Origin of the sequence: Nocardioides sp. (assembly GCF_030019515.1) — a bacterium.
GTDB lineage: Bacteria > Actinomycetota > Actinomycetes > Propionibacteriales > Nocardioidaceae > Nocardioides.
Window position 1 is genome coordinate 165,416 of sequence record NZ_JASEEQ010000009.1, and the last position, 21,777, is coordinate 187,192.

The window sequence follows — 21,777 nt, forward strand, 5'->3', positions numbered from 1 at the left end:
AGGTGTGTGAGGGTGGAGACGTGGACAGTCGACGGGATCGCTTCGGGGAGGTCGCGCCCGGCCTGATCGAGCCGCTGCGGCGGTTCCTGGCCCGCCGCACCGATCCGGCCACCGCCGAGGACGTGCTCGCCGAGACGCTGCTGGTGTGCTGGCGCCGTGCCGAGGACCTGCCCGAGCCCGCGCTGCCGTGGGCGTACGGCGTGGCCCGCAACTGCCTGCGCAACGCCGAGCGGGCCGCCCGCCGGCAGCAGCGGGTCGCGGGGCGCCTGGCCGCCGAGCCGCCGCCCGCCCAGCCGAGCCTGCAGTCGGCCCTGCAGCCGACGCCGCCACCGGACGAGGACCTGGCGCTGCACGAGGCCCTCGCCCGGCTGCGTCCCGAGGAGGCCGAGCTGCTCCGGCTGTGGGCGTGGGAGCAGCTGACGCCGGCCGAGATCGCCGTGGTCCTCGGCATCACCCCGAACGCGGTGAGCATCCGGCTCACCCGGGCCAAGCAGAAGCTGTCCGACCGGCTGCGAAAGACCAGGGCCGCTGCCGGACATGAGGAGTCGAGAGAGGGGAGACGTTCATGACCGACGAGCTGCGGGCCCGCCTGCGGGCCGCGGACCCGGCCGCCTCCCTGCCGCCGGCCGACCCCGACGGGGTGACCCGACTCCTGGAGGACGTCATGAGCACCGAGCTCACCACGGAGAACCGTGAGACCGGCACCCGCGACCGCGGGCCGCTCACCTGGCTCGTAGCCGCCGCGGCCGTGCTGATCATCGCGGGCGTCGGCCTGTTCGGGGTGCTCAACCACGACACCGACCCCGCCGCACCGCCCACCGCAGCCGACGACAAGACGGTCACCGAGCTGACCGCGCCGAGCGCCGCGGCGTACGCCGCGAGGTGCATGGTGCCCAACGCGGACCTACTCCGGCAGCAGACCGTGGCCTTCGAGGGCAGCGTCTCCACCATCGCCGACGGCATGGTCACCCTCGTCGTCGCCCACTGGTACGCCGGCGACCCGACCGATCTGGTGCGCGTGCAGGCCCCGCCCGCCGACCTCCAGCAGCTGATCGGCGCGGTGAGCTTCGAGCCGGGCGAGCGGTACCTGGTGTCCGCGACCGACGGCCGAGTGACCGTCTGCGGCCTGAGCGCGCCGTGGTCCGCGGACCTCGCCGCGCTCTACGGGCAGGCGTTCGGCGGCTGACCTGCCATCCTGGGCCGGTGCACGGACTGCTGCTGGCCGCCGGTGCCGGCACCCGGATGGGGATGCCCAAGGCGCTGGTGCGCGCCCCGGACGGTGAGCCCTGGCTGGTCCGCGGCGTGCGGGCGCTGACCGACGGCGGCTGCACCCAGGTCAGCGTCGTCCTCGGCGCGTCCGCCGAGGAGGCGCTGCCGCTGCTCGAGGGGACCGGTGCGACTGCCGTCGTTGCCGCGGACTGGGAGGACGGGATGTCCGCGTCGTTGCACGCCGGCCTCGCCGCGGCCCTCGCCACCGACGCCGACGCCGTGGTGGTCACGCTCGTCGACCTGCCCGACGTCGGCGCGGACGTCGTACGCCGGCTCCTCGACCCGCCGCCCGCCCCGGCGACGCTGCGGCGAGCCGCGTATGCCGGCCGGGCCGGCCACCCGGTCGTGCTGGGCCGGGACCACTGGGACGGCGCGGGCGGCCTCGCGACCGGGGACCGCGGCGCCCGCGACTACCTCGCCCGCCACGTCGTCGAGCTCGTCGAGTGCGGCGACCTGGCCACCGGCGCGGACCTGGACCGGCCACCGGGCTGAGCCGATCGCCAACCGGGGACCAACACCCGGCGCCGTAACCTTGCTCACATGCTGCTCTCGTCCCCCGCCGATGTCGCCGCGCGCCTAGGTGCGACGGGCTACCTCAGCGACGACGCGCTCGCGACCGTGACCTACCTGGCGCTGCGCATGCAGCGCCCGCTGCTGCTCGAGGGCGAGCCCGGGACCGGCAAGACCGCGCTGGCCGAGGCGATCGCCGAGAGCCTGGAGCTGCCGCTGGTGCGACTCCAGTGCTACGAGGGCATCGACGCGACGCAGGCGCTCTACGACTGGGACTTCCCGCGGCAGATCCTGCACCTGCGCGCGCTCGAGGCGGCCGGCGGCGGTCAGGACGGACAGGGCGTCGAGGAGGCCGAGAAGAGCCTGTACGACGCCCGCTTCCTGCTCGCCCGGCCGGTGCTGCGAGCGCTGCAGGAGAGCCCGGCGGTGCTGCTGGTCGACGAGGTCGACCGGGCCGACGACGAGTTCGAGGCGTTTCTGCTCGAGGTGCTCTCGACCTACCAGGTCTCCATCCCCGAACTCGGCACCGTCCGCGCGTCGACGCCGCCGATCGTGGTGCTCACGTCCAACCGCACCCGCGAGCTGCACGACGCGTTGAAGCGGCGCTGCCTCTACCACTGGATCGACCACCCCGGGCTCGAGCGCGAGGTGGAGATCCTGCGCTCGCGCGCGCCCGAGGTCTCCGAGACCCTGCGCCGCCAGGTCGTCGAGCTGGTCCAGCTGCTGCGCGGCCGCGACGACCTCCAGAAGCCGCCCGGCGTCGCCGAGACCCTCGACTGGGCGCGGGCCCTGCACCACCTCGGCACCGCCGACATCGACCTTGCCACCGCGTCGGTCACCCTCGGAGCGCTGGTGAAGTACCGCGAGGACGCCGACCGGGTCCGGCACGCGCTCGACCAGGTGTTGCGGGCATGAACGACGTCTGGCCGTCCGGCCGGGCGGTGATCCGGTGAGCGAGCGGCATGCGGACGAGATCCTGCTCGCGTTCGCGCGGGCGCTGCGGGCCGCCGGCGTGCCCGTGACCCACGACCGCGCCCAGGGGTTCCTGGCCGCGGCCGCCGTGCTCGGCGTGGGCGACCAGCGCGCGACGTACCTCGCCGGCCGCGCGACCCTGTGCGCCGGCCCCGACGACCTGGAGCGCTACGACCAGGTGTTCCACGCGTTCTTCAACGCCCGCGACGGGCTGCCGCGCTCGCGCCCGGCCCATCCCGCGGCGCCGTTCGCCGGGCTGCCGCTGGAGGAGACCACCGGCACCGGGGAGAGCCAGGACGAGGAGGTCCTGCGGGCGCTGGCGAGCGAGACCGAGGTGCTGCGCCAGCGCGACGTCGCCTCGCTCAGCGCGGCCGAGAAGCACCGGCTCGCCGGCATGTTCGCGACCCTGAGACCGCGACCACCGGTGCGCCGTACCGCCCGGCACCACGCGTGGCGCCGCGGCGAGGTCGACGCCTCCCGCACCCTGCGCGCGTCGCTGCGCCGGATGGGCGAGCCGGCCGAGATCGCGTGGCGGCGCCGGGGCGTGCGGCCGCGCCGCGTGGTGCTGCTCGTCGACGTGTCGGGCTCGATGAGCGGGTACGCCGACGCGCTGCTGCGCCTCGCGCACCGGTTCACCCAGGTCGGGCGCGAGAGCGGCGGCGTCGTCGAGACGTTCACCGTCGGCACCCGGCTGACCCACCTGACCCGGGCGATGCGGGTCCGCGACCCGGAGCGCGCCCTGGTCGCGGCCGGCGAGACCGTCCCGGACTGGTCGGGCGGCACCCGGCTCGGCGAGACGCTGCGCATCTTCCTGGACCGGTGGGGGCAGCGGGGCCTGGCGCGGGGCGCGGTCGTCGTCGTGTTCAGCGACGGCTGGGAGCGCGGCGACCCGACCCTGCTCGGCGAGCAGATGGCCCGGCTGCGCCGGGTCGCCCACCGTGTCGTGTGGGTCAACCCGCACCGCGGCAAGGACGGCTACGAGCCCGTGCAGCAGGGTGTGGTCGCCGCCCTGCCGCACTGCGACGACTTCGTCGCCGGGCACTCCCTGGCGACGTTCGCGGAACTGGCGGAGGTGGTGTCCCGTGCGTGATGTGCTGCCGGAGCTGATGGGGTGGTGGCGGTCGGGTGCGACGGTCGGGGTCGGCACGGTGGTGGCGACGTTCCGGTCCGCGCCGCGACCGCCGGGCGCCTCGATGCTCGTGGGCCCGGACGGCACCGCGGTCGGGTCGGTGTCCGGGGGCTGCGTCGAGGGCGCCGTCTACGACCTGGCCGAGTCGGTCGTGGAGTCCGGCGTACCCGTCCTCCAGCGGTACGGCGTCTCCGACGACGACGCGTTCGCGGTCGGCCTGACCTGCGGCGGGATCATGGACGTCTGGGTCGAGAAGGTCGACCAGGGGCGGTTCCCCGAGCTGGGCGACATCGCCGCGGACGTCGAGGCCGGCCGCCCGGTCGCGCTGGCCACCGTGATCGAGCACCCCGACCCGACCTGGCTGGGCCGCCGCCTGGTGGTCCGTCCGCCCGACGCGACGGTCCCTGACGACTCCGGGGGCGAGACGCCGGCAGCGACCCCGCGAACGTCCGGGACCACCGCGACGTTGGGCTCCCCCCGCGCCGACGCCGCCGTGCACGACGACGCACTGGGGCTGCTGGCGGCCGGGCACAACGCGACGCTGACCTACGGCCCGGACGGCGAGCGGCGCGGCGAGGGGATGCGGGTGTTCGTGTGGGCGTTCGCCCCCAAGCCGCGGATGCTGGTGTTCGGGGCGATCGACTTCGCGGCGGCGGTCGCCCGGGTGGGCAGCTTCCTCGGCTACCACGTGACGGTGTGCGACGCCCGCCCGGTGTTCGCAACCCACAGCCGGTTCCCGGAGGCCGACGAGGTGATCGTGGACTGGCCGCACCGCTACCTGGCCGCGGAGGCCGACGCCGGCCGGATCGACGCGCGGACCGTCGTCACGGTGCTGACCCACGACCCGAAGTTCGACGTACCCCTCCTCGAGGTCGCGCTGCGGCTGCCCGAGGTCGCGTACGTCGGCGCCATGGGCTCGCGACGCACTCACGACGACCGGCTCGCCCGGCTGCGCGAGGCCGGCCTGACCGGCGACGAGCTCGACCGGCTGTCCAGCCCGATCGGCCTGGACCTGGGTGCCCGGACCCCCGAGGAGACCGCGATCAGCATCGCCGCCGAGATCATCGCCGGGCGCTGGGGCGGCTCCGGCGAGCCGCTCGCCGCCACCCGCGGCCGGATCCACGGGGAGCCCGTGCCCTCACCTGCCTCGTGAGACCTGCCGCTTCGCCGGCCCGGCGGCCTGGTCCGCGCTGACCCCGCGCACCGTCACCTTCACGGTCCTGCCCCGGAACACGCTGGGCAGGACCAGCAGGCGACGGTCGAGCTGCACCGACCACCGGCGCCCGTCGTCCGCGGTGGCGACCACCCGCCAGCTCGCCGCGCGACGCGCGTCCGCCCAGGTGACGACGGCCCGTGCTGCCGTCCGCTTGACGGTGATCCGACCGGTCGCGGCCGGCCGCAGCGGCCCGGGAGCCCGGTAGCTCGCGACGGTGACCTGCTCGCGCGGCGCGCCGTCGTGCTGGACGACCGCGATGATCGACCGCTTGCCTGCCGGGCCCGGCGCCGGGCTGAAGCGGATCCGGCCCGAGGCGTCGGAGACGGTGGCCAGCCGCTGGGTGGTGCGCCCGGCGCGCTCGAAGAACTGCACGGTCTGTCCCTCGACCGCGTTCACCCGGTAGTCCAGGGTCCGGGCGTGACCACGGCCGCCGACGGTCGCGCGGACCCGCGGGCTCGGCAGTGCCGAGGCCTGCCCGACCGCCACCAGGTCCGGCGTCCCGTCCGCAGTGTGCACCTGCCAGCGCCCCGGTGCCGGGTCGCGGACGATCACGTACGTCGCGTGCTCGGGGGGCACCTGCAAGACGATGTGGTCGTCGGTCGCCTCGAAGGCCTCGGTGCCGGCGGGCACCGCGATCTCGGTGCCGTCGGGCCCGGTCACGGTGACCTGCGGCGGGTCGTCGACCGACGCGAACCGGAAGTACACGGCCCGCTCGCCACGGGCGACGACCATGTCCTCGGAGGCGACCGCAGCCGTCGCGGCGTACGGCGCCAGCCGGCTGCGGGCGCCGCCGTCCCACGCCGACGCCCAGTGGTTGATGTCGCAGCCGGTCAGGTAGTACTTGAACTCCCCGTCCCAGCGGTACCCGAGGCCGAAGTCTGCGAAGAAAGTGTAGACGCAGCCGCCGACACCGGTACTGGAGACGACCAGCGCGCCACCCCCGCAGCCCTTCCAGACGCAGACGTCGCCGCGGGCCTGGGCGTTGAACCTCATCGTGGGCGCGTAGAGCCACATGTCGATGTTGGCTCTGGCGCTGACGACGTCGTAGAGCCGGGCGTCGATCCTTCCGCCGAGCCTGATCATCCCGTTCGACTGGTACTGCAGGTAGGCGCTGGCCACGCCGAAGCCGGCGATCGAGGCGTTGCCGTCGGCGCGCAGCAGCCACGGGTCGGACGCCACGAACTTCAGGGTCCCCTCGATGGCGGCGGCCGCGGTGCCGTTGACCGGCGGGCCGGCGGTGAGCTTCACGCCGCCGTTCAGGGTCAGCGGCGGGCCGGCGTCGTACCCGAAGTCGATGTGCTGCAGGAACACGCCCGACCCGAGCGCGAGCGGGGGCACCGGCGTGAAGTTCGCCGCGAACATGGTGACGGTCCTGCCGACCACCTGGATGCTGACCTGCAGGTTGCCCACCGAGGTCAGGGACAGGTCGGCGAACCCGTCGAACTGGAACGAGGCCGCGTTGTAGAGCAGGTCGAGGTCGTTGACCTGGAACGCACCGAACGTGGCGTTCCTGACCCGCAGGTGGACCTCCTCAAGGCGCAGGCCCTTGAGGTTGTCGGTCTTGAGGGTGACGGTCGCGGACACGTCCAGGGGCGAGGGCAGGTGGATGGTCACCGGCAGCTCGGCGCCGCGGTAGACCAGGTCGAGCCGGGCGTCGCCCTCGACCGAGAGCCCGAGGAGCTCGGCGCCGTCGGTGATCGAGAGGCTGCCGAGGTTGAAGCGGGACGCCTTGCCGCCCGGGAGGTCCCAGTCGATCGCACCATAGAAGAAGGACAGCCGGCCCAGGGTGCTGCCGGCGTCGACCGACGCCTTGGCCTTGCCGCCGATCGAGCGCACCTGGGCGGTCCAGGTGTCGATCTCGATGGCCACGCCGGAGTTGGGCCGGACGTCGATGCCGTTGAGCCGGACGGTCTTGGTGCTGGCGTAGAGCTCCTTGACGAGCAGTCGGTCACCGATGGGCGCCGTACGCCGGCGGAAGCAGGGCGACATCGCCTCGGCGATGCCCGTGCGGACCGTCGTGTAGCAGGTGAGGTCGTCGGCGGGGTACCCCTCCGGCACGACACCGTCGTGCGCCGGCCCCGCGCACCCGCCGGCGGTGACGGCGAGGGAGCCGGGGGCGTACTCCTGGTCGAGCCGCGAGGTGGTGAGGGAGAGCACGGTCGTGACCGGCGTCGACGTCCCGCCGCTGTCGTCGGTCACCTGGACCGAGACCGGGTGGTCGCCCGCCGCGGCACTGGTCACGCCGACGACCGGTCCGGCGCAGCTCGTCTCGAAGGTGCCGTTGCCGTTGAGGTCCCAGTGGTAGGAGACGATCGAGCCCGACGGTGACGCCGGGACCGAGCCCGACGCGTCGAGGACCGTCACCTTGCGGGTCCTCGGCGACGGAGTGCGGACGACGATCGCGGCGTCGGGCGCCGTGCCCACCACGTTCACCTGGATCGAGGCCTCGCTCGACGCCCCGGAGAGATCGGTCGCGACGACCCGGACCCCGTGGGTCCCGGCCTGGGCGAAGGAGCGGGTGAGGGTGCGGCCGTTCTCGGGTGCCGGCTCGCCGTCGACGTACCAGGCGAGCGCGACGGAGTCGCCGGGGTCGGGGTCGTCGATGCCGGCGGTGAAGGTGACCGGCTCGCCGGGGGCGGCCTGCTGGTGGTCGGCGTCGAGGGTGACCGACGGTGGGTGGTTGGGCTGGGGCGTCCGGACCTCGATCGACGTCGACGCCGTGCCGGAGTCGAACCCGTCGTCGACGGTGACCGTGACGGTGTGCTGGCCCTCGGCCTGGAACGCCCACTGGAGTGACGAGCTGTCGGACTGGACGTCCAGCCCGTCGACGTTCCACACGAACGTGGGGCTCCCGCCGGCCTCGCTGGAGACCGTGAACGTGACCGTCTCGCCCGGCGCGGCCACCTGCCGGTCGGCGCTGAGGCTGACCGCCAGCTGCGCGGACGCGCGTCCCGGCACGAGCAGGCTGCCGAGGATCAGGACCGTGACGGCCACGAGCCGCACGGCCGGGCGACGGCGCGGCGAGGATGAGGCGACGGAGCCGACAGCTGTGCCCACGAGGCACCGCCCTCCCAGCCGGGGATCGATGCCTGGACAGTAGGCCCGGCCCCCCAGGGCGTCGATAGCCCGAACGTGCCAGGTCGGCTGACCGGTCGGGTGACCGGCCCACGGCGCTTCCCCGGCGACCGGCGCCGCGTTACCGTGGCCGGATCGAGAGTGACGAGGACCACACATGACGGTTGACGCGGATCTCCAGGCGCGACGCCTCGACGCCGTGCGCGCGTGGACCTCGTTCGTCGAGCGCGGCGACGACGCGGCCCGGCTGGTGCGTCCCGAGATCCTCAGCAGCTGGACCCGCTCCGAGGCCGCCGTACGCACCGACGTCACGGAGGCGCCGCTCGCCGACGAGGCCGACACCGCGGCCCGCTGGCGCGGCTCGCCGCTCCAGGCCGCCGTCGAGCGGGTCGAGGCCGAGCTGCGGCGCACCGCCGAGGACGGCGACCTGGTCGTCGCGATCACCGACGCCCAGACGCGGATCCTGTGGACGTACGGCGGCCGGGTGATGCGCCGCAAGGCCGAGACCGTGAACTTCGTGGTCGGTGGGCGCTGGGACGACCAGAGCGTGGGCACCAACGCCCTCGACCTCGCCAACCGGCTCGCCGCCCCGGCGATGGTCTTCAGCGCCGAGCACTACGCGCCGATCGTGCACAACTGGGTGTGCTGGGCCGCTCCGGTGCACGACCCGGCCACCGGCGCGCAGCTCGGCGTGATCGACCTCTCCACCACCTGGGACCGCACCCATCCGATCGGGCTCGCGACCGCGCGGGTCCTGGCCCGGCTGATCGAGACCGCGATGCCGGTCTCCGCGCACCACCCGACGCTGGCCGCCGACGAGAGCGCGGAGCCGGGCCTGGTGATGCGGCTGCTCGGCACCGCCGAGACCTGGCTCGACGGCCAGCGGCTGCTGCTCAACCGCCGCCAGACCGAGGTCCTCGCGCTGCTCGCCATGCACCCCGAGGGGCTCTCGCTCGAGCACCTGCACGCGCTCGTGTACGGCGACCAGGCGGTCACCCTGTCCACGCTCAAGGCGGAGGTCTCCCACCTGCGCTCCGCGCTCGGCGGCCAGCTCTCCTCGCGGCCGTACCGGCTGCCGATGCCGATCACGACCGACGTCGACCTGGTCCTCGGCCTGCTCCGCCGGGGCCGGGTCGCCGCGGCGGTCGACGCGTACGGCGGCGACCTGCTGCCCGGCACCAACTCGCCGGCCCTCACCGAGCTCGCGGAGTACGTCGCGGTCGCGGTCCGCGAGGCCCTGCTCGCCGACCCGCTGCCCGACGCGGTGGTCCGGTACGGCGAGCTCGCGCCGTACGACACCGAAGTGGTCGAGGTGTGCCTGGCCACCCTGGCCGGTCGGCCGCACCCCGCGCTCCCGCTGCTCAAGGCCCGGCTGGCCGCCGCCTCCCGCTGACCGAGTCGGCGCGTCTTGCCCGCTGTACCACGCCGAGTCGGCGCGTCTTGCCCGCGCGCACGAGCAAGACGCGCCGACTCGAGCCGTTCTCGTGGGCATGTTGCGCCGACTCGACCAACCCTCGACCAACCCGACGTCCCTAGCGTGACCTGCACCACACCGCCGGCCACGTCCCCCAGGAGCGTCATGACCCGGATCAGCCTCACCGTCGACGGAGCGCGGGTCTCCGACGACGTCGAACCCCGTCTGCTGCTCGTGCAGTACCTGCGCGAGCGCCTCGGCAAGACCGGCACCGTCATCGGCTGCGACACCAGCAACTGCGGCGCGTGCACGGTGCACCTCAACGGCACCAGCGTGAAGTCCTGCAACGTGCTCGCCGTCCAGGCCGACGGCGCGGAGGTCACCACGATCGAGGGCCTCGCGACGAACGGGCAGCTGCACCCGGTGCAGGAGGCGTTCCGGGAGTGCCACGGCCTGCAGTGCGGCTTCTGCACGCCCGGGATGATCATGCAGAGCGTCGACCTGCTCAACAACAACCCGAAGCCCACCGAGGAGGAGATCCGCCTCGGCCTCGAGGGCAACCTGTGCCGGTGCACCGGCTACCACAACATCGTGCGGGCCGTGCAGCAGGCGAGCGGGCAGGGGGCGCCGGCATGAGCACCACCCAGGAGCGCCCCGCCGACGCCGTCGAGCGCGAGATCGGCCGCGATCGGCGCCGCAAGGAGGACCAGCGGCTGATCACCGGTCGCACCCGCTGGACCGACAACATCACGCTGCCGGGCATGGTGCACCTCGCGATGGTGCGCAGCCCGTTCGCCCACGCGCGGATCACCTCGATCGACACCGCCGCCGCGAAGGAGTCGCCGAACGTCGTCGACGTGCTCACCGGCGCCGACCTCGGCGAGTCGCTCGGCGTGAACATCAACGCCTGGCCGATCACCCCCGGCCAGGTCACGCCGACGCACTCGCCGATGCCGAGCGACCGGGTCGCGTTCGCCGGCGAGATCGTCGCGGTGGTCATCGCGCGCAGCCCTGCCGAGGCCCGCGACGCCGCCGAGCTGGTCGACGTGGAGTACGACGTGCTCCCCGCCGCGCTCGACCTCAAGGAGGCGGCCGCCGCGACCGGCGACCAGGGCGCGCTGGCCCACCCCGACCTGGGCACCAACAAGTCGGCGTACTGGGTCTTCGACTCCGGCGAGGCCGGGACCGGCGGCTCGGTGGAGGACGCCATCGCGAAGGCCCGCACCGACGGCATCGTGATCGAGCGGGAGTACCGCCAGCAGCGGCTGATCCCGGCGTTCATGGAGCCGCGGTCGACCGTCGTCGACCCGACCGGCGAGCAGCTGACGATGTGGTCGGCGACCCAGATCCCGCACATCCTGCGGTTCGCGCTCGCTGCGACCACCGGGGTGCCGGAGTCCAAGATCCGGGTGATCGCCCCGGACGTGGGCGGCGGCTTCGGTGGCAAGCTGCAGACGACGCCGGAGGAGTGGATCACCTGGGCGGTGGCCCGCCGGCTCGGCAAGCCGGCCAAGTACACCGAGACCCGCTCCGAGAGCCTGATGGCGGGCCACCACGGCCGCGACCAGTGGCAGCGGCTCACCCTCGCGGCGGAGAAGGACGGCACGGTCACCGGCTTCAAGGTCGACCTGCTCGCCGACCTGGGCGCGTACGTGTCGCTGGTCGGCGGCGGCATCCCGGTGCTCGGGGCGTTCATGTACAACTCGATCTACAAGTTCCCGGCCTACCGGTTCGCGGTGCAGACCGTGCTGACCAACAAGACCTGGACCGACGCCTACCGCGGCGCGGGCCGGCCGGAGGCGACCTTCGCGATCGAGCGGATGATGGACGAGCTGGCCGCCGAGGTCGGCGCCGATCCCCTCGAGATCCGCGAGAAGAACTGGATCAAGCACGAGGAGTTCCCGTTCACCACGGTCGCGGGCCTCGAGTACGACTCCGGCAACTACGAGGCCGCGACCGCGCGGGCCAAGGAGATGCTCGGGTACGACGAGCTGCGGGCCGAGCAGCGCCGCCGCCGCGAGTCCGGCGACCCGGTGCAGCTCGGCATCGGCGTCTCCACGTTCACCGAGATGTGCGGCCTGGCGCCCTCGCGGGTGCTCGGCTCGCTGGACTACGGGGCCGGCGGCTGGGAGCACGCGAGCGTGCGGATGCTGGCCACCGGCAAGGTCGAGGCCGTCACCGGCACCTCCGCGCACGGCCAGGGCCACGAGACGGCGTTCAGCCAGATCGTCGCCGACCGGCTCGGGGTGGCCTTCGAGGACGTCGAGGTGCTCCACGGCGACACCCAGGTCGCCCCGAAGGGCCTGGACACCTACGGGTCGCGGTCCCTGGTGGTCGGTGGGGAGGCGCTGGTCCGGGCCGCCGACAAGGTGATCGAGAAGGCCAAGCCGATCGCGGCGCACCTGCTGGAGGCCTCGGTCGACGACGTGGAGTTCTCCGGGGGCCGGTTCTCGGTGCGCGGCACCGACCAGGGGATGGCGATCGGGGAGATCGCGCTGGCGACCTTCGCGGCCCACAACCTGCCCGACGGCGTGGAGGCCTCGCTCGACTCGGACGCGACGTACGACCCGGTGAACTTCAACTACCCGCACGGCACCCACCTGTGCGCGGTCGAGGTGGACACCGAGACCGGCGCGCTGAAGCTGCGCAAGTACGTGTGCTGCGACGACATCGGCAACATCATCAACCCGCTGATCGTCGCCGGGCAGGTGCACGGCGGGCTGGTCCAGGGGATCGCGCAGGCGCTGTGGGAGGAGGCGGTGTACGACGAGTCCGGGACGCTGGTGTCCGGGTCCTTCGTCGACTACCTGCTGCCGACCGCGGCCGACACGATCAGCTTCGAGATCGACCACACCACCACGCCCAGCACCACGAACACGCTCGGCACCAAGGGCGTCGGCGAGGCCGGCACGATCGCCTCGACCCCGGCCGTGGTGAACGCGGTGGTGGACGCCGTACGCCACCTGGGCATCAACGACATCCAGATGCCGTGCACCCCCGAGCGGGTGTGGAAGGCGATCACCGGCGCCGGCGGCGGACCCACCGAGGGCGCGGCGATGCCGCACTTCGACGCCTCGACCGGCATGGAAGGCACCGTGGACCGCACGACCGGAGGGACGGACGCATGATCCCCGCACAGTTCGACTACCTGGCGCCGACGTCGGTCGAGGACGCGCTCGCGGCCTTGGCCGAGCACGGCGACGACGCGAAGATCATCGCGGGCGGGCAGAGCCTGCTGCCGGTGCTCCGGATGCGGCTCAACGCGCCGGAGATGGTCATCGACCTCGGCCGGATCGAGTCCCTGCGCGGGGTCCGTGACGATGGCGACGCGATCGTGATCGGCGCGATGACCCCGCACGCCGTGGTGGGCGCGGACCCGCTGGTCGCCGAGCACGCCGCGGTGATCAGCAGGGCCGTGGAGCACCTCGCGGACGCGCAGATCCGGCACCGCGGGACCTTCGGCGGCGCGCTCGCGCACGCCGACCCCGCCGGCGATCTCGGGGCGCCGGCACTGGCGCTGGGGGCCGAGTTCGTCATCCAGGGACCGGGTGGCACCCGCCGGGTCGCGGCCGACGACTTCTTCGTCGACCTGTTCGAGACCGCGATCGGTGAGGACGAGATCCTCACCGAGGTGCGGATCCCCAAGCACACCGGCTGGGGCGCGCACTACGAGAAGTTCGTCCGGGTCGCCCACCAGTGGCCGATCGTCGCGGTCGCCGCGACCGTGCGGGTCGACGGTGGCACGATCGCCGAGGCGCGGATCGGGCTCACCAACATGGGTTCGACGCCGCTGCGGGCCCGCGGCGTCGAGGAGGCGCTGGCCGGACAGCCCGCGACCGAGGACGCCGTACGCGCGGCGGCCGCGCGCGCGACCGAGGGCACCAACCCGCCCTCGGACCTCAACGGCGACGCCGACTACCGGCGGCACCTGGCCACGGTGATCACCCGGCGGGCGGTGCTTGCCGCCGCGGGGGGCTGAGGCCCATGGACCTCACCCACCGGTTCACCGTCCCCACCGGCATCGAGGAGGCGTGGGCGCACTTCAACGACATCGCCTCCGTCGCCGAGTGCTTCCCCGGCGCGGCGGTCACCTCGGTCGAGCAGGAGACCTTCCACGGCTCGGTGAAGGTCAAGCTCGGTCCGATCGCGCTCGTGTACAACGGCTCGGGCACGTTCGTGGAGAAGGACGAGGGCGCGCACCGGTTCGTGGTCGAGGCCAACGGCAAGGACAAGCGCGGCAACGGCACGGCCGGCGCGACCGTCACGCTGACCATGGCGCAGGCCAAGGCCGGCAGCACCGACGTCGAGGTCGTCACCGACCTGGCCATCACCGGCAAGCCTGCGCAGTTCGGCCGGGGCGTCATGCAGGACGTCTCGGACAAGCTGCTCGGCCAGTTCGTCGACTGCCTCGAGCAGCGGATGGGCGCGCCGGAGCCGTCCGCCACGCCGTCCGAGCCCTCCGCGCCCTCCGCCGCACCTGACCCATCTGTCGCGGAATCGCCCGCGGCCGAGCAGGAGCGTCAGGTACGTCGACCCGATGCGGCCGGGCCTCGGCACGCCGCGGCGGCGGGGGAGGACCACCTGGACCTGGGGGCGACGGTGCTGCCGGTGCTGGCGCGGACCTACTGGCGGCAGGCGGTCGGCGCGCTCGTGGTGCTGCTCGTGCTCTGGCGGTGGCTCGGCCGGCGCCGCTGACCACGGCACACGACCCGGGCGGCGCTCCAGCGGCGGCTACTCGAGCGCGCTGGCCTGCGTCTTGACCGTCGGCACGGGGAGCACCACGTCCACGCGCTCCACGCCTGCTGACGCGGCGCGCTGCGTCTCGACACGCGCCGTCGGGTCCGCCGGCGCGGCCCCGGGCGCTTGCTCGACCACCATCGTGCGGTCCGCTGACGCGGCGCGCTGTGTCTCGACACGCGCCGCCGGGTCCGCCGGCGCGGCCCCGGGCGCTTGCTCGACCACCATCGTGCGGTCCGCTGACGCGGCCCGCACCCCGTTGACCTCGGGCGAGAGCTGCGGCTCGACCCGGACCACCGCGACCGCGCCGCAGAGCAGGCAGCCGACGACCAGCGAGCCGATGTAGACGCCGCCGAGGCCGTGGCCGACGAGGTAGCCGGCGACCGGGGGCGCGATGATCGCGGCGAGCTGGAAGGACCCCGAGCTGAGCGCGTTGTAGCGCCCCCGCAGGTGGTCGGGCGCGAGCTCGTTGACCAGGGCGGGGACGGTCGGCTGCAGCAGCGTCTCGCCGAACGCGAACACCGACGCGCAGCCGGCGACCAGGAGCGTCGCGCCCCAGGTGCCGGAGACCAGCCCGGTGGCGCCGAGCAGCACCCAGGAGCACGCCCACACCAGCGACATCACCGCGATCACCCGGGTCCGGCGCCGGCCCTCGATCCGCTGGAGCACGACCAGCTGGAGCACCACGATCACCACCGTGTTCGCGGCGAACGCCAGCCCGAGGCCCTGCGTGGACACCTCGCCCACGGCCCGCGCGAACGCCGGCATCCCGGCGTTGAGCTGGGAGTAGCCGACGTACGACGACACGAAGCTGAGCAGCATCAGCGAGGCGACCGCGGGCCGGCGCATCACCTCGCGGTAGCTCAGCGTCGCCGGCGGAGCGCCGCCCGCGTGGACCGGGCGGCCGGCGACCAGCCGCAGCGGACCCAGCAGCAGGACCAGGGCCGGCAGGTAGCTGACCGCGTCGCCGAGGTAGATGACCTGGAAGGTGACCAGCCGGTCCACGTCGACGAACGCGCCGCCGATGATGCCGCCGATCCCGATGCCGAGGTTGAGCAGCGTGAAGTTCACGCCGAAGTAGCGCTGCCGCAGCTCGACCGGGACCACGGCGGCGATGAAGGCCTGGAACCCCGGCCAGGAGACCCCGAACGCGGCGCCGGAGAGCATCAGCGCCCCGGCCGCCATCCACTCCGCCGGTGAGAACGCGAGCGCGGCGTTCGAGGCGGTCTGGAGGACCAGTGCACCGACCAGGATCCGGCGCGCGCCGAGCCGGTCGATCGCCGAGCCCCCGGGCCCGACGACGAGGAAGCCGATCAGCGGCGGGAGCGCCAGCAGCAGCCCGACGTCGCTGAGCGCGAAGCCACGCACCTCGTGGAGGTAGACGACGTGGAAGGGCAGCACGAGGCCGGTGCCGATGAACTCGAAGACCACCACCGAGAGCAGCAGCCGGCCCTCGCGGGGCAGGTCGTGCCAGAACGAGGCGAGGGTCGGGCGGGCGGGGTCGGGGTGGGTCGGCGAGCTCATCGCCGAGAAGTCTCCCAGCGGCCGCCGACACCCGGCACGCGATTTTCCGACGCAGTCGTCCGCCGACCCCTAGGCTCCGGGGCATGAAGCGTCTGGTGGGGACCGTGATCGGCCTGGCGGTCGTGCTGCTGGTGCTGATGATTCCCGCCGCCCTCTACGGAGTGAGCGGCGACGAGGGTCCCGCCGAGACCGACGAGACGACGATCACGTCGTACGTCGCCGACTTCGACGTGGACGACCAGGGCGACCTGACGGCCGTCGAGACCCTCACCGTGGACTTCCCGTTCCCCGGCAAGCACGGGATCTTCCGGTTCTGGGACACCCACGACCAGACGGCCCCGGACACCGTCCGCCGGATCCCTCGTGACATCGAGGTCACCATGGACGGCGCCGACGTCCCGGTCGAGATGTCCAGCGACGGCGGTGGCCAGTTCAAGGTCGCCCGGATCGGCGACCCCGACTCGACCGTCGCGCCCGGCGAGCACGTGTACGAGATCCGCTACGACGTCGACGGCATCCTGGAGCCCGGCACCAACGGCTCCCGCACCCAGCTCTACTGGAACCTGATCCCCGGCGGCTGGGCGCAGCGCATCGACTCGGCGGACCTCACGGTCCACCTGCCCGCCGACGCGGAGCGGGTCCAGTGCGCGGTCGGCCCGGACGAGACGGGCTGCCGGCTCCAGGGCGAGGGCACCCCCGTCCTGCGGATCCGGGCGGAGTCGCTCGACCCGCGGACGCCCGTGACGCTCAAGACGGGCCTCGACGTGGCGACGCCGCCGCCCGGCGACGAGCGACCCTGGGGGCCCGCGCTCGACGCCGTGCTCGGGCCCGACCTGGCGCTGCTGGCCCTCGTGCTGGCCCTGGCCGTCGCCGCCGGCGGCTACGGCTTCCACCTGGCCCGGCGCGCGGCCGAGCGGGACCCGCAGTTCCCGGTCATGTACGCGCCGCCGGACGGCATCGGCCCCGCCCAGGCGGCGTACCTGGTCACCGAGAAGGTGGACGACGAGCAGTACGTCGCCACCCTCATGTACGCCGCGGAGAAGGGTGCCATCGCCCTCGACCGCACCGATGCCGCGTGGACGATCGCGGACAAGAACGGCGCCTCGGGCTGGGCCGGCCTCGACCCCGTGACCACGGGGGTCGCGCACCTGCTCGGCGGCCCCGGCACCTCGTTCGTCGCCTCGCCCAAGGACGTCGCCGCCGGCCAGCGGCTCAAGACCGAGATCGAGTCGTTCGAGGAGAGCACCCGGACCTGGGCCTCGACCTCCGGCCTGATGGTCAAGAGCGGTCTGGGCGGCAGCGGCAGCGTGGTCATCGGCCTGTGCCTGGTCGCCGTCGTCGCCATCGCGATCTGGAACCCGCTCAACATGTCGGTCGTCGGGCTGATCCCGGGTGCGTTCGGGATCTTCGGCGCCTACCTCGCGGTCCCCGCCGCCGGCACCCGGCGCACCAAGGCCGGCCGTGACCTGTGGTCGCGGGCCGGCGGGTTCCGCCGGATCCTCGCGACGCCGTCGGCGAAGGACCGGTTCGACTTCTCCGGGCGCGAGGAGCTCTACACCGCCTACGTGCCGTGGGCGGTCGCGTTCGGGTGCGCCGAGGAGTGGGCGGGCAAGTACCGCACCGAGATGGGCGCCGAGCCGCCGGTCCCGTCGTACCTCGGCCCCGCTTACGTGGGCGCCTACACCGGCTCGGTGGTCTCGTCGATGGTCGACGACTTCCACTCCACCGTCAGCTCCGCGATCTCCTCCTACGAGGCCACCCAGAAGTCGTCGTCCTCGGGTGGCGGCGGCGGGTTCTCGGGCGGCGGCGGGGGCGGCGGCGGTGGTGGCGGCTCCTGGTGACCGACTGACCATCCCCCATCCACCCGTGTTCTGAGGAGATCTCATGCTCATCGCCATCATCGTCATCGTCGTGGTGCTCGTCGCCCTGGTGGCCTTCGGCATCATCGGCTTCAACAAGCTCCGCACCACCGACATCGGAGCCCAGGAGGCGCTCGGCGGCATCGACGTCCAGCTCACCCGGCGCGCCGACCTGATCCCGAACCTGGTCGAGACCGTCAAGGGGTACGCCGCGCACGAGAAGGGCGTGTTCGAGGAGGTGACCGCGGCCCGGGCGGGCGTGCAGGCCGCGGCCAAGGGCGACGACGTCGCCGCGAAGGCCGCCGCGGACGCCCGGCTCCAGGGCGCCCTGGTCAACCTGAACGCCGTGGCCGAGGCCTACCCCGACCTCAAGGCCAACCAGAACTTCCTCGACCTGCAGCGCCAGCTCGCCGAGACCGAGAACCAGATCTCGTTCGCCCGGCAGTTCTACAACGACGCGGTCGCGACCCTGAACAAGCTGACCCAGACCATCCCGTGGATGTTCTTCACCGGCGTGGCGAACGTCCACAAGCGCGAGTTCTACGACGCCCCGGACGGCCAGGAGCAGGCGCCGCAGGTGAGCTTCTAGGGCCACGACGGAGGTCGCGAGGCTCGCCCGGTCGGGGGGCATGCGGGCAAATCCGGGCGGGTACTCACCCCGCATGCAGATCCCTCAGCCCCGTGGCCCGCTCACGGACGAGCTCTTCGGCACGCTCCGGGCGGGGTCCGACGACTTCTACCCCGTCCTCGCCGCCGGCGCCACCGACGGCGAGGACGCCGCGCTGGCGCTGTGGGTGCTCCACGAGCTGCACTACCGCGGGTTCGACGAGGTGCGTGACGACCTGGAGTGGGACCCGCAGCTGGTGCGGCTGCGCGGAGCGCTCGAGCGCGACCTCGAGCAGCGGCTGCGCGAGCGCTTCACGCCGCCCGTCGGCCTCTCCTTCGTCGAGGACTTCTTCGACTGGGTCGCCGAGCAGGACGGCGCCTCGGTCGCCGCGCACGTGCAGCGCGACGCCGACCGCGAGCAGGTGCTCGAGCTGCTCCGGTCGCGCTCCATCTACCACCTCAAGGAGTCCGACCCGACCGCGTGGGTCGTCCCTCGCCTGGGCGTCCGGGCCAAGGCCGCGCTGATGGAGCTCCTGTACGACGAGTACGGCGGGGGCGACCCGAACCGGCTGCACCACCACCTGTTCGCGCAGGGCCTGCGGGCCAGCGGCCTGGCGGCGTCGTACGGCGCCCACATCGACGAGGTGCCGCTGGAGGTGCTCGAGCAGAACAACGCGATGTCGCACTTCGGCCTGCACCGCCGCCTGCGCGGCGCGGCCCTGGGCCACCTCGCGGCGTTCGAGGCGACCAGCTCGATGCCGTCGCGGCGGATGGTGCAGGGCCTCGAGCGGCTCGGCTTCCCGGACGAGATGGTGGCCTACTACGCCGAGCACGTGGAGGCCGACGCGGTCCACGAGCAGCTGGCCGTGCGCACCATCTGCGGCGGCCTGCTCGCCGAGGAGCCCGGGCTCGAGGAGGACCTGTGGTTCGGCGCGTTCACCTGCCTGGACCTGGAGGACCGGTTCGCCCGCACCATCCTCCAGCGGTGGGGGGTCGGCGAGGACCGGAAGGAGGAGGTGGCGTGAGCGGATCCTTCGAGCACCCGGACGTGGTGCTCTGTCCCGGCGGGCCGATGCTGCTGCGCGGTCAGCACACGGTCGAGGACCCGGCCGGGGTGGCGCACGAGACCACCCGGCCGGTCACCGCCGTCTGCCGGTGCCACAAGTCGTCGTCGCTCCCGTGGTGCGACGGCACGCACAAGCTGCTCCCCGAGCGCCTGCGGCCGACCTGAGCGCGGCCCGGCGAGGATCAGCCCGCGTCGAGCCGGACCAGCACCCCGCGGTCGCACCAGCGGACCTCGCTGATGGCCAGCTCGTCGTCGGTCTCCCGGAGCCGATCACGCAGCAGGTCGACCTGCTCGACGGTGCCCAGCTGGAGCAGGACGACGGCGCCGCGCAGCAGGTGCGGGCGGGCGGTGTCGATGCAGAGCCGGGCCAGCGCCATGCCGTCGGCCCCGCCGTCGATCGCGAGCACCGGGTCCTCGGGGAACCGGTCGATCTCGGCTCGGCGTACCCACGGCGGGTCCGCGATGACCAGGGCGAACCGCTCGCTGTCGTCGAGCACCTCGTCCATCGGGCCCTCACGGACCTCGACCCGGTCGGCCAGGCCGGCGGCCCGGGCGTTGGCCCGGGCGTACTCGCACGCCACCGGGTTCACGTCCACGCACACCAGCCCTCGGTCGGTACCGGCCACGGCCAGCAGGCCGATCTGGCCGGCGCCTGCGCACAGCTCAAGGACCGGGCCGGCCGGCGCGTCCGCGAGGATCTCGGCGGCCCACTCCGACTGGGCCGCGGTCCAGGGCCGGGGGCGCAGCACCCGGCCGTCGAAGGTGATCCGGAGCGGGCCGAACCCCATCGTCTCCGGAGCGTGGCTGATCGTGGTCATGGCGCGGTGGTACCCGCTGCGGCGGGCCGTCACGCCTGCTCACCCGACGTGGATCGGGCGGAACTGGACCGAGATCCGGGGCCCGGCGTGGGCGACCTTGGGGACGGCGTGCTCCCAGGTGCGCTGGCACGAGCCGCCCATCACCAGCAGGTCCCCGTGGCCCATCTCGAGCGGGATGGCGGCACCGCCGAGGCGCGGACGGAGCATCAGCCGCCGCGGGTCGCCGAGCGAGACGATCGCGACCATGGTGTCCTGCGTCCGCCCCCGCCCGATCGTGTCGCCGTGCCAGGCGACGCTGTCGCGGCCGTCGCGGTAGTAGCAGCAGCCGGCGGTGACGAACGGCTCGCCGAGCTCGGGCCGGTAGTGGGCCGAGAGCGCGCCGCGGGCCCGGCCCAGGGCCGGGTGGGGGAGCGGCTCGCCGACGCCGTAGGTGTGCAGGAGGCGGGGTACGTCGACCTCCCGGTCGTACATCTGGCGACGCTCGGCCCGCCACGGGACGTCGAGGAGCAGTGTCTCGAAGACCTCGTCGGCCTCGGGCAGCCAGGTCCGGCACACGTCCACCCACGCACCGCGGGTGAGGACCCGGCGCTCGAGCCCCTCGAAGGCCGGGGCGGTCGTCGGTGCGGGTCCGAACAGCGTTCCCTGGAAGTCCATCACCCGAGCATACGCCGAGATCGAACGTCTGTTCGAGTCAAATGTCTCAGGCCCCGATTCCTCAGGCCCCGATTTCTCAGGGGGAGCCCAGGGTCGGAGGGGACCAATTCCCGTGGCGGCGCCGCCCTCCCGCGCGAGAGGCTGACCCCATGACCGAGGCCACCCTCCAGGCGACCCCCGTCCCTGCGGCAGCGCGCGTGCGCAACCTGACCAAGACCTACGGCTCCGGGCCGGCGATGGTCGTCGCGCTCGACGACGTCAGCCTCGACCTCGCGGCCGGTGAGTTCACCGCGGTGATGGGCCCCAGCGGGTCCGGGAAGTCGACGCTGATGCACTGCTGCGCGGCGCTCGACACCGCGGACTCCGGCTCGGTGTTCATCGGCGACCAGGACCTCACCTCGCTCAAGGACAAGGCCCTCACCAGGCTGCGCCGCGACGAGATCGGCTTCGTCTTCCAGTCCTTCAACCTGGTGCCGACCCTCTCCGCGGCCGAGAACATCGCCCTGCCGATGGCGATCGCGGGCCGCAAGCCCGACCGCGACTGGTACGACGTGGTCATCGACACGGTGAGCCTGGCGGACCGGCTCGACCACAAGCCCAACGAGCTGTCCGGTGGACAGCAGCAGCGGGTCGCGGTCGCCCGCGCCCTGGTCAGCCGGCCCCGGATCGTCTTCGCCGACGAGCCCACCGGCAACCTCGACTCCCGCTCGGGCGCCGAGGTCCTCGAGCTGCTGCGCCGCAGCGTCGACGACCACGGCCAGACGGTCGTGATGGTGACCCACGACCCGGTGGCCGCGGCGTACACCGACCGGGTCGTGTTCCTCGGTGACGGCCGGGTCGTCGACGAGCTGCGCGAGCCCACGCGGGAGCGGGTGCTCGAGGTGATGAACCGACTGGCCGAGAAGCACGCATGAGCACCGCCCGGGAC

The 21,777-nt window shown here is 73.5% G+C and carries 20 protein-coding genes; 16 read left to right on the plus strand and 4 right to left on the minus strand.

Translation table 11 applies throughout. The annotated features are described in order from the left end of the window. The first annotated feature begins 20 nt into the window (after positions 1-20). Genes QMC84_RS14335 through QMC84_RS14360 form a run of 6 tightly spaced genes read left to right on the plus strand, consistent with a single transcriptional unit; the run spans position 21 to position 5,033 of the window. Complete coding sequence (locus QMC84_RS14335; RefSeq protein ID WP_300375660.1) at positions 21-569, plus strand: sigma-70 family RNA polymerase sigma factor; 549 nt, start codon at positions 21-23, stop codon at positions 567-569. Next, the gene (locus QMC84_RS14340) at positions 566-1,186 is read left to right on the plus strand and encodes a hypothetical protein (protein ID WP_300375662.1); all 621 of its coding nucleotides are present in this window, start codon (positions 566-568) and stop codon (positions 1,184-1,186) included. The genes QMC84_RS14335 and QMC84_RS14340 overlap by 4 nt, the downstream gene beginning before the upstream one ends. A gap of 17 nt (positions 1,187-1,203) precedes the next feature. Continuing rightward, the gene (locus QMC84_RS14345; RefSeq protein WP_300375664.1) at positions 1,204-1,761 is read left to right on the plus strand and encodes an NTP transferase domain-containing protein; all 558 of its coding nucleotides are present in this window, start codon (positions 1,204-1,206) and stop codon (positions 1,759-1,761) included. Between the two features lie 48 nt (positions 1,762-1,809). Next, a complete protein-coding gene (locus QMC84_RS14350) occupies positions 1,810-2,694 on the plus strand; it encodes a MoxR family ATPase (protein WP_300375666.1) in 885 nt (294 codons plus the stop codon). A gap of 34 nt (positions 2,695-2,728) precedes the next feature. After that, complete coding sequence (locus QMC84_RS14355) at positions 2,729-3,841, plus strand: VWA domain-containing protein (RefSeq protein ID WP_300375668.1); 1,113 nt, start codon at positions 2,729-2,731, stop codon at positions 3,839-3,841. Continuing rightward, a complete protein-coding gene (locus tag QMC84_RS14360; protein WP_300375670.1) occupies positions 3,834-5,033 on the plus strand; it encodes an XdhC/CoxI family protein in 1,200 nt (399 codons plus the stop codon). The genes QMC84_RS14355 and QMC84_RS14360 overlap by 8 nt, the downstream gene beginning before the upstream one ends. Here QMC84_RS14360 and QMC84_RS14365 read toward each other — a convergent pair. Beyond that, positions 5,019-8,153 (minus strand): PKD domain-containing protein, encoded by a 3,135-nt coding sequence (locus tag QMC84_RS14365; RefSeq protein WP_300375672.1) that lies wholly within the window; start codon positions 8,151-8,153, stop codon positions 5,019-5,021. The genes QMC84_RS14360 and QMC84_RS14365 overlap by 15 nt on opposite strands. 175 nt (positions 8,154-8,328) lie before the next feature. On the opposite strand from QMC84_RS14365, the gene QMC84_RS14370 reads away from it, so the two are divergent. From QMC84_RS14370 to QMC84_RS14390, 5 genes are all read left to right on the plus strand, one after another. After that, positions 8,329-9,564 (plus strand): transcriptional regulator, encoded by a 1,236-nt coding sequence (locus QMC84_RS14370; protein ID WP_300375674.1) that lies wholly within the window; start codon positions 8,329-8,331, stop codon positions 9,562-9,564. A 186-nt stretch (positions 9,565-9,750) separates the two neighbouring features. Beyond that, positions 9,751-10,221 carry a (2Fe-2S)-binding protein gene (locus QMC84_RS14375; RefSeq protein WP_300375676.1) on the plus strand — a complete coding sequence of 157 codons (471 nt, stop codon included), beginning with the start codon at positions 9,751-9,753 and terminating at the stop codon, positions 10,219-10,221. Then, positions 10,218-12,713, plus strand: a complete 2,496-nt coding sequence (locus QMC84_RS14380; RefSeq protein WP_300375678.1) for a xanthine dehydrogenase family protein molybdopterin-binding subunit — start codon at positions 10,218-10,220, stop codon at positions 12,711-12,713. The genes QMC84_RS14375 and QMC84_RS14380 overlap by 4 nt, the downstream gene beginning before the upstream one ends. Next, complete coding sequence (locus QMC84_RS14385) at positions 12,710-13,564, plus strand: xanthine dehydrogenase family protein subunit M (RefSeq protein WP_300375680.1); 855 nt, start codon at positions 12,710-12,712, stop codon at positions 13,562-13,564. The genes QMC84_RS14380 and QMC84_RS14385 overlap by 4 nt, the downstream gene beginning before the upstream one ends. A 5-nt stretch (positions 13,565-13,569) precedes the next feature. Further along, entirely contained in the window at positions 13,570-14,280 is a 711-nt protein-coding gene (locus QMC84_RS14390; RefSeq protein ID WP_300375682.1) for an SRPBCC family protein, read from the plus strand. Between the two features lie 36 nt (positions 14,281-14,316). Here the strand turns inward: QMC84_RS14390 and QMC84_RS14395 are convergent, their stop codons facing one another. Further along, the gene (locus QMC84_RS14395) at positions 14,317-15,846 is read right to left on the minus strand and encodes an MFS transporter (protein WP_300375684.1); all 1,530 of its coding nucleotides are present in this window, start codon (positions 15,844-15,846) and stop codon (positions 14,317-14,319) included. Between the two features lie 83 nt (positions 15,847-15,929). On the opposite strand from QMC84_RS14395, the gene QMC84_RS14400 reads away from it, so the two are divergent. From QMC84_RS14400 to QMC84_RS14415, 4 genes are all read left to right on the plus strand, one after another. Beyond that, positions 15,930-17,687: a DUF2207 domain-containing protein gene (locus QMC84_RS14400; RefSeq protein WP_300375686.1), complete on the plus strand. Its 1,758-nt coding sequence runs from the start codon at positions 15,930-15,932 to the stop codon at positions 17,685-17,687. A 43-nt stretch (positions 17,688-17,730) separates the two neighbouring features. Next, complete coding sequence (locus tag QMC84_RS14405; protein WP_300375688.1) at positions 17,731-18,294, plus strand: LemA family protein; 564 nt, start codon at positions 17,731-17,733, stop codon at positions 18,292-18,294. Positions 18,295-18,367: 73 nt separating this feature from the next. Continuing rightward, entirely contained in the window at positions 18,368-19,336 is a 969-nt protein-coding gene (locus QMC84_RS14410) for an iron-containing redox enzyme family protein (protein WP_300375690.1), read from the plus strand. Next, positions 19,333-19,542 (plus strand): CDGSH iron-sulfur domain-containing protein, encoded by a 210-nt coding sequence (locus QMC84_RS14415; protein ID WP_300375692.1) that lies wholly within the window; start codon positions 19,333-19,335, stop codon positions 19,540-19,542. The genes QMC84_RS14410 and QMC84_RS14415 overlap by 4 nt, the downstream gene beginning before the upstream one ends. A gap of 17 nt (positions 19,543-19,559) precedes the next feature. Here the strand turns inward: QMC84_RS14415 and QMC84_RS14420 are convergent, their stop codons facing one another. Both QMC84_RS14420 and QMC84_RS14425 read right to left on the minus strand, forming a co-directional pair. Next, positions 19,560-20,195 carry a class I SAM-dependent methyltransferase gene (locus tag QMC84_RS14420; protein ID WP_300375694.1) on the minus strand — a complete coding sequence of 212 codons (636 nt, stop codon included), beginning with the start codon at positions 20,193-20,195 and terminating at the stop codon, positions 19,560-19,562. Positions 20,196-20,234: 39 nt separating this feature from the next. Further along, a complete protein-coding gene (locus tag QMC84_RS14425; RefSeq protein ID WP_300375696.1) occupies positions 20,235-20,849 on the minus strand; it encodes an alpha-ketoglutarate-dependent dioxygenase AlkB in 615 nt (204 codons plus the stop codon). Positions 20,850-20,998: 149 nt separating this feature from the next. Here QMC84_RS14425 and QMC84_RS14430 point away from each other — a divergent pair, with 149 nt between their 5' ends. Then, complete coding sequence (locus tag QMC84_RS14430) at positions 20,999-21,763, plus strand: ABC transporter ATP-binding protein (RefSeq protein ID WP_300375698.1); 765 nt, start codon at positions 20,999-21,001, stop codon at positions 21,761-21,763. Positions 21,764-21,777: the final 14 nt, after the last annotated feature.

Coding starts and splice junctions, on each gene's coding strand:
- QMC84_RS14340 (WP_300375662.1), top strand. CDS start 566: ATGACCGACGAGCTGCGGGCCCGCCTGCGGGCCGCGGACCCGGCCGCC.
- QMC84_RS14350 (WP_300375666.1), top strand. CDS start 1,810: ATGCTGCTCTCGTCCCCCGCCGATGTCGCCGCGCGCCTAGGTGCGACG.
- QMC84_RS14370 (WP_300375674.1), top strand. CDS start 8,329: ATGACGGTTGACGCGGATCTCCAGGCGCGACGCCTCGACGCCGTGCGC.
- QMC84_RS14375 (WP_300375676.1), top strand. CDS start 9,751: ATGACCCGGATCAGCCTCACCGTCGACGGAGCGCGGGTCTCCGACGAC.
- QMC84_RS14380 (WP_300375678.1), top strand. CDS start 10,218: ATGAGCACCACCCAGGAGCGCCCCGCCGACGCCGTCGAGCGCGAGATC.
- QMC84_RS14385 (WP_300375680.1), top strand. CDS start 12,710: ATGATCCCCGCACAGTTCGACTACCTGGCGCCGACGTCGGTCGAGGAC.
- QMC84_RS14390 (WP_300375682.1), top strand. CDS start 13,570: ATGGACCTCACCCACCGGTTCACCGTCCCCACCGGCATCGAGGAGGCG.
- QMC84_RS14395 (WP_300375684.1), bottom strand. CDS start 15,846: ATGAGCTCGCCGACCCACCCCGACCCCGCCCGCCCGACCCTCGCCTCG.
- QMC84_RS14400 (WP_300375686.1), top strand. CDS start 15,930: ATGAAGCGTCTGGTGGGGACCGTGATCGGCCTGGCGGTCGTGCTGCTG.
- QMC84_RS14405 (WP_300375688.1), top strand. CDS start 17,731: ATGCTCATCGCCATCATCGTCATCGTCGTGGTGCTCGTCGCCCTGGTG.
- QMC84_RS14410 (WP_300375690.1), top strand. CDS start 18,368: ATGCAGATCCCTCAGCCCCGTGGCCCGCTCACGGACGAGCTCTTCGGC.
- QMC84_RS14420 (WP_300375694.1), bottom strand. CDS start 20,195: ATGACCACGATCAGCCACGCTCCGGAGACGATGGGGTTCGGCCCGCTC.
- QMC84_RS14425 (WP_300375696.1), bottom strand. CDS start 20,849: ATGGACTTCCAGGGAACGCTGTTCGGACCCGCACCGACGACCGCCCCG.
- QMC84_RS14430 (WP_300375698.1), top strand. CDS start 20,999: ATGACCGAGGCCACCCTCCAGGCGACCCCCGTCCCTGCGGCAGCGCGC.